This is a genomic window from Bacteroidota bacterium, assembly GCA_018831055.1.
Classification (GTDB): Bacteria; Bacteroidota; Bacteroidia; order Bacteroidales; family B18-G4; genus M55B132.
In genome coordinates this window covers 1-13010 of record JAHJRE010000225.1, presented here as the reverse complement: position 1 = coordinate 13010, position 13010 = coordinate 1, and the positions used below count along the sequence as shown (strand labels likewise).

The window sequence follows — 13010 nt, the reverse complement described above, 5'->3', positions numbered from 1 at the left end:
CATCGGGCCTTTGCCATTGGTCACAATCTCTGGAGGGATGGTGTCAACCATGACGGCATAGTCGCCAAATTCACGGATACGACCTTTTACGAAACCATTACTAAATGCTCCCCCGGCGGATACCAGCTCTTTTTCCTTATCTTCTGTTTTTACAAGTAATGCCTTCTCCCGGAGGCTCTCAGGAAGGGAAATTACCGGGATCGATAATTCCATATACTTATGAACAGGTACAGTCTTATTGTGAATGGAATACAACTTTGAGTATGAGCCTTTAAAACGCTCAGATGAGTTGAAAATTAGTTCCAGATGGTCGTACAAAGCATAGGGAGGTACAATCAATTTAACACCATCAAATTCCAGGATGGTTTCATCTCTCCAGGAAACAGGAAAAGTGATAGAATCTTTTTGCATTGATTCTGTGATCGCTGTATCTTTCCTCATCATGACCGGAAAGCGTAAAACACTGGTATTTCCCGCAATATCTGAGGCTTCAACGGTTATTTGATGTACCAGGGAGTCCGGCAATGAAAATATCCCATCATTGATGATCTTTCTATAGATCTTCAAGCGGTTGTTAGGGTCTACGCGGGTGCGCATAAACCGTCGATCGCTGAGTATATATTCCCTGTAATCGATCAGGCTATTAATATACCGGGTATCATTAAAGCTAAAACGATCCATTATGTGCTCATAATAAAGCAGGGTATCCAGGAATATACTCAGGCGATGTATTCCATTTTTACTTCCGGATCCGTTGATTTGGTCATAGACCCTTATACCCAGGAAGAAATCACCTGTAACAAAAAGGGTATCTTTACCGGGCAAATAATATTTATTTCCACTTCCAAGTAATTTAAACTCGGTAATCCCTTCCTGTTTAGTTTTTTCAGGATAAACTCTAATCCCCTGCATAACCGGAGGCAAGCCATCTGTTACCCTGAACCCGAAAAGCAATGGGTTCATGGGGATTTGCGTTGCATCTTCCCTTATCTCAAAATGCAGGTGGGGGCCAAAGGAATATCCTGAATTGCCTGAATAACCTATGATATCGCCTTGTTTGACGGGGAACATTTCTTTACCAGGAAACAAGTTCACACTGAATTGCTCAAGTCGGTATTGTTCTTTTTTTACATACGCATCCAGTACGTTTGAAAAGTTATTCAGATGGGCATAAACCGACATATAACCATTTGGATGAGAAATGTACAGGGTTTTACCAAATCCTCCGGGTGATATATTGATCCTGGAAACATAACCGTCTGCTACTGCTCTGAGCGGTAAACCGGAAGTCCCCTGGGTACGGATATCCATTCCTGAATGAAAATGTCCGGAACGTAACTCTCCAAAAGTGCCTGACAAGGATATACCGAAATCCACCGGCGAAATGAAATCCGTCTGCGGGTACTTCTCCTGTGAGAAAGCTCCTGAGGCCATACAAAAGAATAATATAAACGTATTTCGACCGGCTTTGAACATAGTTGAAATTTATTCAACAAAAGTATATGTTCTTTGTTAGTTAACCCGATGAAAAGGGATAATTTTTCAGGGCATAGTTTTTATAACTTTGCGGACTCCTCCGCCTAAAAACAATTCATATAATGCCCGGATTAACTCCAATAGCATGAAAGACCTGAGCACAGGCAAGGAAAGCCGGCTGATACTGCATTTTGCGACGCCTATGTTGCTGGGTAATATTTTCCAGCAGTTGTACAATGTAGTCGACAGTATAGTGATCGGTAATTTCATCGGGACTGAAGCACTGGCGGCTGTCGGCGCCTCCTTTCCCATTATTTTTACGCTTGTTTCCCTGATTATGGGCATTGCCATTGGATCCACGGTTATCATTTCGCAGTATTACGGGGCCAAAGAAATAGAACAGGTTAAAAGGGCTATTGATACATTATATATTTTTATTTTCCTTGCCTCGATAGTGGTTACCGTTATAGGGATAATCGCCAGTGATGCCATTTTCCGTCTGATAAAACTTCCGGAGGAAGTCATTCCCCAGGCCAGCTTATACTTAAGAATATACTTTTCTGGAATGATTCTCTTCTTTGGATTTAACGGCACAAGTGCAATACTACGAGGATTGGGTGATTCCAAAACCCCCTTGTTTTTCATGGTCATATCCACCATCAGCAATATTTTACTTGACCTCCTTTTTGTAGTTGGGTTTGGCTGGGGTATTGCCGGAGCGGCTTATGCAACGGTTGTGGCTCAGGGTGGGGCATTTGTGACAGCCATACTGTACCTGAATAAAAAGCATCCTATCATTAATCTCTCCTGGAGAAAGTTGATATTCGACCGTGATATTTTTATGAAGAATATTAAAATTGGCTTTCCCATCGGGTTTCAGCAGGCTTTTGTAGCTCTGGGCATGATTATGATGTACTGGCTGGTGAATCCTTTCGGGACAGCAACCGTGGCAGCCTATAGTGTAGTTTTTCGCATCGATTCATTTGCAGGCATGCCGGCGATGAATTTCGCAGCAGCCTTGTCGACCTTCGTGGGACAAAACCTCGGAGCCGGAAAGCCTCACAGGATAAAAACCGGTTTGGGCGCCACGTTTCGCATGACTTCACTGATAGCGGTTTCTATTTCTCTTATTTTAGTGGTATTTTCCCGCGGAATGATATCATTGTTTACTTCAGACCCGGAAGTTATTGAAATCGGTGCTAAATATCTTCAAATCGTAAGTCCTTTTTATATTGTTTTTACAACCATGTTCGTTGTAGGCGGTGTTATGCGAGGCGCAGGCGATACGCTTATCCCGATGATCATAACCTTTTTTGCATTATGGGTTGTCAGGATACCGGCATGTTATCTCCTTGCTCAAAAACTGGGTGCCACAGGAATATGGTGGGGCATCCCGATGGCATGGGTCATTGGTCTTATCCTATCGTATTCGTATTACAGGACAGGAAAATGGAAATCCCGTGTGATTGTCAAACATGAGCAACCGTAGAGTTTATCAAACCAATGGTTAATTTTTTAATGTATCCGATCAACTCAAAGTTTTGTAAAATGAAACTTATGCTTATTTTTACATCCGGTTAAGCAAGCTCCTGTCTTTCAATAATTATAAACCCTAATTCCATGTAACAATGAAAAAGGCATTAATTTTATCCATTGCAGCAATTATGATGATTTTCACAGGATGTCAGGAAGGGGCCAAAAAGATCAACTACCCCGTAACAGAAAAAGTACAACAGATCGACAATTATTTTGGTGTGGATGTGGAAGATCCTTACCGCTGGCTGGAAGACGATAACTCGGAACAAACCCTTGCATGGGTTCAGGCCCAGAACCAGGTAACCGGAGAATATCTTTCACAGATCCCATTCCGGGAAAAGATCAGGGAAAAACTCACGAAAATGTGGGATTATCCTAAGTTCGGACTCCCCTATCGCGAAGGAAAATATTATTTCTTCAGTAAAAACGACGGGTTGCAAAACCAAAGTATCGTTTATATCCAGGAAGGGCTTGACGGTGAACCCCGTGTTATCCTGGATCCAAATAAACTCTCCGAAGACGGCACTGTGGCTTATGCAGGCTCTTCCGTCTCACACGACGGCAAATACATGGCCTACAAAATTGCCAGAGGCGGTTCCGACTGGAACGAGATCTTTATCAAAGACATTGAAACCGGCGATATTCTGGATGATCATATTGAATGGGTTAAGTTCTCAGGTATCTCCTGGAAAGGTGATGGTTTCTTTTACAGCGCCTATGACAAACCCGTCGAAGGCGAAGAATTGAGCAACAAAAACGAATACCACAAGGTTTTTTATCACAAGGTAGGCACTCCCCAGTCGGAAGATGAACTGATATACGAAAACAAAGACTTCCCGCTACGCAATTACTATGTTGGAACCACGGAAGATGAGCGATTCCTGCTGATGTATGAAGTGGAATCGACAAGTGGAAATGCACTGTATTTCAAAGAGCTTGACAAAAAAGGAAGTGGTTTTGTTAAAATTGCCGATGGTTTCGATCATGATTTTGGCATTATTGATAACATTGGCGACCTGTTCCTGATGGTAACCAATTTTGAAGCGCCCAAGCAGAGGGTGGTCATGGTTAACAGCCATAATCCGGCTATGGAAAACTGGAAAACCATCATTCCTGAAAAAGAAGAAGTATTATCATCTGTCACCCTTGCTGGAGGCATGATGGTTGCGGAATACATGAAAGACGCCAACAGCAAGGTGGAGATTTATACCCCGCAGGGAGAATTTGTCAGGGAACTTGAATTGCCCACCCTGGGTACGCTTGCAGGTTTCAGCAGCAAGCCTGAAGACGACATCGCCTTTTACGGTTTCACCTCATTCACTTATCCTGCTACCATTTTCAAATACAACATTAAAGACAACACTACTGAAGTATTCCGTGAACCAGGAATTGAATTCAACGGAGAAGACTATACGGTTGAGCAGGTATTTTATAACAGCAAGGACGGGACGAAAGTACCCATGTTCATTGTTTACAAAAAAGGTTTGGTGATGGATGGCAATAATCCAGCTTTACTTTACGGATATGGCGGTTTCAATATCAGCGAAACGCCTGATTTCAGTGTCAGCCGACTGATCTTCCTGGAAAACGGGGGTATTTTTGTCGTTGCCAACATCCGTGGAGGCGGCGAATACGGGGAAGAATGGCATAAGGCCGGTACAAAACTTCAAAAACAGAATGTATTTGACGATTTCATCGCTGCAGCCGAGTACCTTATCGATAAGAAATACACCTCATCTGAAAAACTGGCTATTATGGGCGGTTCGAACGGAGGACTGCTGGTAGGAGCGTGTATGACACAAAGACCGGATCTTTTCAAGGTCGCCCTTCCGATAGTAGGTGTTCTGGATATGCTCCGATACCATACATTCACCATTGGCTGGGCCTGGGCTTCCGATTACGGTACCAGCGAAGAAGACAGCACAATGTTCCGTTATCTGCTTGGCTACAGTCCATTGCACAATATCAAAGAAGGCGTGAGTTACCCGGCAACCCTGGCATTTACAGCAGATCACGACGACCGTGTAGTGCCGGCACATTCCTTTAAGTTCATGGCCACCTTACAGGAAAAGAACGACGGACACAACCCCGTTCTCATCAGGATTGAAACCAAGGCAGGACATGGCGCAGGCAAACCGACCTCCAAGCGTATTGAAGAAGCAACGGATATGTGGTCGTTCGTGTTCTTCAACCTTGGGATGAAGTTGTAATTGTCAATTCTGTATTCTGTATTCTGTATTTTCGATTGGGTGGTGGATTGACAATTTGCAATGTAATATTGTCAATGCATTGTAAATAGCAAATTTCCAATTGCATATCCTATTGCCAATACAGAATACAGAATTCAGAATACAGAATCCAGAAAGCATTACCTTTACCTTTTAACAAAACGTAAACTATGTTCAGAGGTAATGCATACTACAGAAACCTTTCCATTTTGTTGCTAACGGTATTGGTCCCGTTGATTTTAGTATTGATTTTCTTGAAAAACCCAAGCGAGCCGCTGATCTTTCCAAAGGCTTTTGCCATGGTTATTGATGATCTTGGATGGATGAACGGAAGTTCTCTGGAAAAAGAAAACGGCCCTTACCGGCTGAACTTTAACAGGAAGATGCGTTTACTGGATTATAAGCCGGTGGTTGAAGTGGCAAAATCATTGGGCATCCGTTTTCAAGGAATTTTTATTCTGTGTGAACTCGACCGGGAGAATGTCTGTGCCAGGTTTCCAACCACTACCTGGATGGGAAGTGGTTGGGATATCTCCGCCAATATTGACAGCAGTCAGTTACAGATCATGCAGTATATAAAAGATAACGCCGCATTTTTGGAATTCGGAATGCACGGAATAGGGCATGAATATTGGGATAAGGGCAGGAAGACAAGGGCTGAATATTATAACACAGAAGACAGGCAACCCTGGCCGGAAGACACACTCAGAGGGCATTTTGAATGTTTTCGTAATATCATGGACCAGTACGGGTGGACAGGACAATCATTCCCGGAAAGTTTCGTGCCAACAGCTCACTCCTATTACTGGAACCCGGCAGGCAAATATAGCCTGGGCAGCATTTTACGCGATTACGGGGTAAAATACGTCAATTTCAAGCTATCCCTTGCTGCATACCAGTGAGCACCGGTTGCAGAAGGAGGAGGTTTTGATCATGGTGTACATGTTATCGACCGGGACAAATACGGATTGCAATGGGATGCAACGAATGCAAGACCATCAGACGATTTCCTGAAATTCACCACCTGGCCTGTTGAATCGCATTGGACGAATTTTCTGGAAAAAAATGACTCTTTGCAACCGCAAGCTACGGAAGCATGGATAAATTATCTTGATAAAGTACAGGCAACACCGGGCTTATACCTTGCCAGGAATACAGAGCAACTTCATTCGCAATGGCTTTATAAGAAATACGCTTCCATAAACCGCCTGGAAGAAGGTAAATACCTTATCGACAATACGAATATGCCGGATATTGTATATGAAAATAAATTATTGGGAAATCTTGTGTTTATAGTGAATACGGGACAAGGTGAAAAGATTTCCCATGCAAGTCTTGATGGCAGCCCTCTTCTCCTGCGCTACAAATCACACGGAAAATCGTTTCTATACCTTCCTCCGTTGGGGAAAAAGCAATACATCCTGGAAATTAAAACCGGCCCCGGTCTTCCTGAAGTATATATCGATTACATAGGGACGTACAATATCTACAACACAAAACTATCCCCGGATAATCTGGAGTTTGATATTAAAATGTATGGGAGTCAGAAGATTGACATCCATTGCCCTCTGCCTGATACGGTCATATCAAACAACCCCTTCCTGGAAATAACTGATTATTACTACAATGTAAACGATGGCATACTGACCATTACCCTTTCAGGACGGGATATGCAGGGCGAAAGCGGAAGAGTGATTGTGGGGAGATTTTAAATTCTGTATTCTGTATTCTGTATTTTCGATTGGATTGACAATGTGCAATGTAATATTGTCAATGCATTGTAAATAGCAAATTTCCAATTGTATATCCTATTGCCAATACAGAATACAGAATTGACAACTTCAGGGCATTTTTTCCGGTTTCGAGAAAGCAGGATTGCTTAGAAATTCATCATCACGAAGGGTTTTAATGAAGGCAATGAGGTTGGCTTTTTCCTGGGCAGTAAGCTGAGTTCCACCATTAGCAATGTGATGCATTAACGGATCTATCTGGGGAGACCAGACCAGACCGTGAGAATAAAATTCCACCACATCTTCTAAAGTGGCAAACCTGCCGTCATGCATATACGGTCCGGTCAATTCGATGTTTCGTAGTGTGGTTGCTTTGTACGCTCCTTTATCGTTGGGGTCCCCGGTTACAGCGTAACGGTCGCGGGGGTCGTTGAAAATGGAATCCTTGCCGTTGTTATAATATAAATGCGTTGTAAACAAAGGGTTTCCTGCTGCGCCGTGGCAATGGAAGCAATCCGCTCCTTCTTCGGTGGTAAAAAGCACATATCCGCTCAGTTCCGAAGCCGTAAGCTGCACCTCTCCCCGCATATATCTGTCGAATTTGGAATTCGCTGAAATAAATGTCCGGATAAACTGAGCGATGGCTTTTCCCATTCTGTCAACTGTCACAACAGGCGTGCCGAAAGCCTTTTCAAAAAGTTCGGGATAACCCGGCGTACTCTGTATCAGTGCTTTCGCACGGTTTGTATCGCTGTTCATTTCGTGGGGAGCCACAATGCCCATCCAGACAAGATCCTCAATGTTACGGAAATGTGCTTCCGGATTTTCAGGATAGATCTTGCCGTTCCACAAAAATCCCGAATGGTTCCAGATGAGGTTGACAAGGGGTAACATGACATGCGGAGTCGGGATGCCTGTGATACCATGAGTAAACCCTCCCTGGTAAACAGGATGGTTTATCCCGCATTCAAAAGAGTTTTCCTGGATATGGCAGGTAGCACAACTCATCAGGGAATCGGGATGGGTGCGTCCGGATATCCTGCCGTCGTAAAATAAATACCGCCCGAGCTCAATGCCTTCGACCGTCATAGGGTTATCTTCAGGAATATTCAGTTTGGTCGGAAAACCAAATGGAATCTCAATTGTGTAAGGAGTGGGTTTATATCCTGCCGGAATTGGTTCAGGGTCATTGTCTTTGGAGCAAGAACCAAACAAAACGACCACAAGCGCCAACGCGGCAAGAGAAGCTATTTTTAATATTTTATCCGAATCTAACCTCATTAAACCAAAATAAAAAATTAAACATCAACCCCTAACCCCCAACCCCTAACCCCTAACCCCTAATCCCTAACCCATAACCCATAACTCATAACCCATAACTCATAACCCATAACCCACTTCAAACACATTCCACCCATTCTCACAAGCAACATGCATTGCCTCCTGGTTTTGCATGATATATCCGCCCCATATGTTATGATCATATAAATTCGGATCCTGGAACCAGTTTTCGATGTTCATAATTATATCAATATCAATCGTTTCCCCTGATTGTAAGGTAAAGGCTGAACCAGGAAGAACCACTTCAAAGTCATTATGGACGAATCCGGTGATCTGTCCGGCAGTATCCAGGATCTGTCCGATACCCAGATGAAAATCAAAGGGTTCAATAAACAGGTCTTCATTAAGCCATTTTCCGTTCAGTTTCATGTAGTGGTACCCTCCACCCAGGTATTCCGGCCAAAACATGAATGATTCCGGGGGATTCACATACATAAAAGAATGGTTTTTCTCCTCACTGATTCCAAAAGTGAAGGATATGTATTCATAACTTCCTGCCTGTATTGCATCGTATACTTCCCAGGTATGGGTTGAAGGAATGTCCGTATCTACATAATGAATGTCCTTCCATTCATCGATCAGGATACTTCCTCCTCCTGCCAGGTGGAGAGTCACGTCGGAAATAAAATACTGGATTTCATTGATCAGGTAATGGTTTCCTGCGGCATTCACATACTTCATGGTATCTATATCCAGATCTTGCCCGTCAACCTGATGCAGGAAATGAAATACAATTTTTCCTTCAGGATTTGCTGCGGTCTTTTCCTCCTCTTTCTTGCAGGATGCAAATAATAGGGCAATGAATAGTATGATCAATAAGTACTTCATGGTTTTTCCATCAGGATATTTCAATTTGCAGACAGTTGGCATTCTTTCACGGTTGCACAATGAATCAATCAAAAGGCACGGTTCCGGAAACGGTCACAAAGTTCAGGGTATCATACAAACTGGATCCCTGTTTATAGGTTTTTCCATCAATGAGGATCATAATGCGGATTCCGTCGGTAGGGTTATCGTATTTCGCGGAAACGAAAACAATATCTCCCTCATCCGCCTCAAAGCTGTACTTCCAGACATCCTCCTTACTTTGGACATCCACGCCGTTTTTGATCAATTGTCCGTTACTGTCTCGGTAATGAACCAGAAATCCGTTGCTGTTATTTGAAACCTGGTAGACTATATCCTTTTTTCTGTCTTGCTCACAGGAAACAAGCAGGAAAAGGATCACCGGAATAAATAAATACCGTATCACTATTTTCATGGCTATCAAATATTAAAGATCAGGTTAACATAGAAAGAGCGGCCCGGCTCATAGAAGTTTAAGCTACTGCCGGTAATTCGACGGTTCAGGTGCTCATAATAGGCTTTATCGAAGAGGTTCTCTATTCCGCCGGTGACAGTAAGATATTGATTGTAATTCCAAACGATCCTTAAGCCGGCAATGATAAATCCCGGGGATTTGCGTTCTCCGTATGCTTCAGAGGCTTTATCCTGGCGGGCGGCGGCTCTTACATTGGCTTCGGGGATCACTTTTCCTTTCAGGAAGGAGTAAGCAATGGAAAGATTGGCTTCCAGCGGCGGTATTTCCGGCAGGGGATCGTTCTTCACTTTCTTGATTTCCTGGAGGTTTCCTCCGCTGAATACATATACATCGGCTTCCGGATTTATACCGCAGGTGCGGGCGACATCCAGCCCCAGTCTCCACCGGTACCGGGCGGGCGATGCATACGAAAGTTCCCATCCCCATAAATACACAACCGGCAGGTTTACAAATTGTTTTACCCCTAAAACTCCTGCTGTCTGAGGTTTTGCTACCGTCGGAGGCACATAGCGACCGGTAATGTAATCCGTTACCACCGAGAAAAACACACCCGCACCAAGTGTTCCGTATTTCTCACCACTAAATGTGGTAGAAAGATCAACCTCATTATTGGCTTCCGGTTTGAGTGAGGGATTCCCCAGGTAGTCATAGGAATCGTACCCAACAGGAAGCAGGATAATAAAGCGTTCAATCATATCAGGGCTCCGGACTCCCCTACCCAGGGAAAAGCCGGCCAACCAGTGACCTGAGACATGCCAGTTAATACCGGCGCTTGCACTCAGGTTAAAATACTCAGAAGAAGTTTCCGTATTGGAATAAACAATGTTTTCCATTTTTTTCAGGATAAGGTCTCCCGACCTGGCCTCGTTGAAATCTGCCCGTATCGATGCTATCACATCTATTCTTCCCAATGTATGCTGATACTCTGCAAACAAGCCATAATTGTCGATAACGGCATCATTCCAAAGGTCTTCCTTCATAGTTGGCATGGTGGGTTCCAATATCTTGGTTTTTGTCCTTGTACCGTCTTTACGTATGTTTTCATGATCTGTACCCACTGTCAACGATCCCGATCCCGCCTTTACCGTTCCCAGCAGCCGGTAACCGGTGTTGGTGGCATCTACGATTGACACGGCCACCACGGTATCGGAGAAGGGCCTTTCTTTATTGTCCATCTCATGGTGTACAGCCGAGTGGTAAACTTTCAACCTTACACCGGAGATGGCTTTTCCAATTTTGGCTATCGTATAATCGAACGATAGAAGTTGTGTATCATCAACACGTTCATCCATAGGCAAAGCAGGATACATCACATCCCGGCCGTATGACTCATCGAGGGAGAGAATGGCTTCATGGCCTTTCAAGGGGGAAAAACCCAGTACTGCCGAATAATTGTATCTTGTAAAATGTGAGTTGACCGTTTCCCCATTTCCATCGTTATAATTGCCATATTTCTTAAAATTTCCGGAAAGGGAGAAAAACACATCCGAATTACCGCCATAAAAAGCAAGATGTTGTTTAAAACCATTCCAGTTGCTTTCATAACCTTGAATGGATTTAACATTAATCTTGAATTTTTCGGACTTAATTGGTTTCCAGGTTTTAATATTGATCACTCCACCCATATTGGGTCCATACTTAAGGGCAAAAGGGCCTTTTACGACTTCCATCCTGGTTATGTCATCCACATCAATATGGGCGATGGCTGGATCCATTCGGTTCGGACAGCCGCCTTCGATCTTCATCCCATGGTTTACATGCACATTTATCTGACCGTATTTAAAGCCCCGCACAACAGGATCTAAACCTATACCTCCCTTTCTGATAGCCGCCACATTGGGTATCCTGCGCAGGAAATCACCAGGATCCCTGACAGCGCTAATCTCAATCTCTTTCTCAGGAATGGTTTCTATCCTGAAGGGCACGGCACTGGTATAATCCTCTAAAATTACTACCTCCTTCAGGCGGACAAGAGTATCGGTTGCTTCAGGTTCCTGGGTGAAAGCGGAATACAGAAGCACGAACAGGAAAAGCGATAGAAGAATTCTTTTCATCTATTTAAGGTTTTATGCAAAAATAATTAAAACAGAAGTCATATCTAAGTTTTTTATATTATTTATACAGGTTTCTAAATAAGCATTATTGTCATTTTGGTTGTACTTTTGCAATAAAAAATGAAATTCAATATAGGCGACAAAGTTAAGTTCCTCAACGAACCGGGTGGCGGGGTAGTTTCCAAGATCATCAGCACCAGCATGGTAAATGTTGCCATTGAGGATGGTTTTGAGATACCCACTTTGATCAGTGACATCCTCAAAGTAAGTGATACCGGGTATTCATCAAGGATGTTTGATGAAGATTTTAAGGTAGAGTTGCCGGTTAGGTCCGGAAATCAGGAAACTAAAACGTCGTCGGAGCCAATACGGGAAGCCCGTGAGGATGAGGACACCCGTTACAGTCAGCTAAAACTGCACCGCAGCAAGGAAACTCATGAAAAGGGGGTTTATCTTGTGTTTTTTCCACACGACCAGCAATGGTTATTGACAGGACTGTTGGATGTTTTCCTTGTCAATTTTACAGGAATGGACGTTCTGTACAATTTTTTCCTGCAAAATCGTAACGGAAGTTTTTCCGGACTTGATTACGGATCAATTCCCGGACAGTCGAAAGTCCTGATCGAATCCATCAGCCGGGAAGATATTGGAGCCTGGGAACAAGGTATCATTCAGGTAATGTTTCATCCGGAACCGGCTGAAAAGGTATACGCACCGATTAGCAGGAGTTATCACATAAAACCTGTTAAATTCCTGAACGAGAACAATTACCATGATGCTGAATTCATTGACGGTAAAGCTTATATAATAGAAGTCTGCAAGATATCAATCCTTCGTTCGGCGGGAGAAGACCCGGTTCTGAGAAAATATGAAGACGATGCGCCGGTAATTGAAAAAGCGAAGGAAATAAAGGAGAAAGCGCTTATAGACCAGCATCGCACAGAGCCTGGTGTAGCTGTAGTAGATTTACACATTGGGGAGCTTGTGGATAATATCAAAGGAATGAACAGTCATGATATGCTTACCCTCCAGGTGAATTATTTTGTAAAAGCCCTTGAAAGTGCCATTGCCAATCGATACCGTAAAGTAACCTTTATCCATGGTGTAGGTAACGGAGTGTTAAAGCAGAAGATCATTGAAAAAGCGAAGGAATATGAAGGTTTGGAGCAGTACGATGCTTCGCTGGCGAAATTTGGGGTTGGTGCCTTGGATTTTGTGATAAGATATAATTAATGAGGGGAAAACTTCACCCCGGGTCTCTTTGATAAAACCACCTCAACCTGGCCCGTCTGAGAATACCACCTCACCCCCGGCCCCTCTCCTG

Annotated in this window: 10 protein-coding genes; 5 read left to right on the top strand and 5 right to left on the bottom strand. The window is 43.5% G+C overall.

Annotated features, from left to right (window positions below):
- A partial coding sequence (locus tag KKA81_14840) for a M23 family metallopeptidase (protein MBU2652203.1) occupies positions 1–1434 on the bottom strand: 1434 nt, incomplete at its 3' end.
- 187 nt (positions 1435–1621) lie between these two features.
- Here KKA81_14840 and KKA81_14835 point away from each other — a divergent pair.
- The 4 genes from KKA81_14835 (at position 1622) to KKA81_14820 (ending at position 6952) form a co-directional block, all read left to right on the top strand.
- Positions 1622–2965, top strand: a complete 1344-nt coding sequence (locus KKA81_14835) for an MATE family efflux transporter (protein MBU2652202.1) — start codon at positions 1622–1624, stop codon at positions 2963–2965.
- 139 nt (positions 2966–3104) lie between these two features.
- Entirely contained in the window at positions 3105–5222 is a 2118-nt protein-coding gene (locus tag KKA81_14830) for a prolyl oligopeptidase family serine peptidase (protein MBU2652201.1), read from the top strand.
- 188 nt (positions 5223–5410) lie between these two features.
- Entirely contained in the window at positions 5411–6142 is a 732-nt protein-coding gene (locus tag KKA81_14825) for a hypothetical protein (GenBank protein MBU2652200.1), read from the top strand.
- 66 nt (positions 6143–6208) lie between these two features.
- On the top strand, positions 6209–6952 hold the full coding sequence (locus KKA81_14820; GenBank protein MBU2652199.1) for a hypothetical protein: 744 nt from the start codon (positions 6209–6211) through the stop codon (positions 6950–6952).
- A 129-nt stretch (positions 6953–7081) separates the two neighbouring features.
- Here KKA81_14820 and KKA81_14815 read toward each other — a convergent pair whose 3' ends face one another.
- The 4 genes from KKA81_14815 to KKA81_14800 all read right to left on the bottom strand — a co-directional run bounded on the left by KKA81_14815 (position 7082) and on the right by KKA81_14800 (position 11686).
- Positions 7082–8251, bottom strand: coding sequence for a cytochrome-c peroxidase (locus tag KKA81_14815; protein ID MBU2652198.1), 1170 nt, complete (start codon positions 8249–8251; stop codon positions 7082–7084).
- A 99-nt stretch (positions 8252–8350) separates the two neighbouring features.
- Positions 8351–9139: a hypothetical protein gene (locus KKA81_14810; GenBank protein ID MBU2652197.1), complete on the bottom strand. Its 789-nt coding sequence runs from the start codon at positions 9137–9139 to the stop codon at positions 8351–8353.
- A gap of 64 nt (positions 9140–9203) precedes the next feature.
- Positions 9204–9572 (bottom strand): hypothetical protein, encoded by a 369-nt coding sequence (locus KKA81_14805; protein MBU2652196.1) that lies wholly within the window; start codon positions 9570–9572, stop codon positions 9204–9206.
- A gap of 5 nt (positions 9573–9577) precedes the next feature.
- Positions 9578–11686, bottom strand: coding sequence for a TonB-dependent receptor (locus KKA81_14800; protein ID MBU2652195.1), 2109 nt, complete (start codon positions 11684–11686; stop codon positions 9578–9580).
- 120 nt (positions 11687–11806) lie between these two features.
- On the opposite strand from KKA81_14800, the gene KKA81_14795 reads away from it, so the two are divergent.
- Complete coding sequence (locus tag KKA81_14795) at positions 11807–12919, top strand: DUF2027 domain-containing protein (GenBank protein ID MBU2652194.1); 1113 nt, start codon at positions 11807–11809, stop codon at positions 12917–12919.
- The last annotated feature ends 91 nt before the right edge of the window (positions 12920–13010 follow it).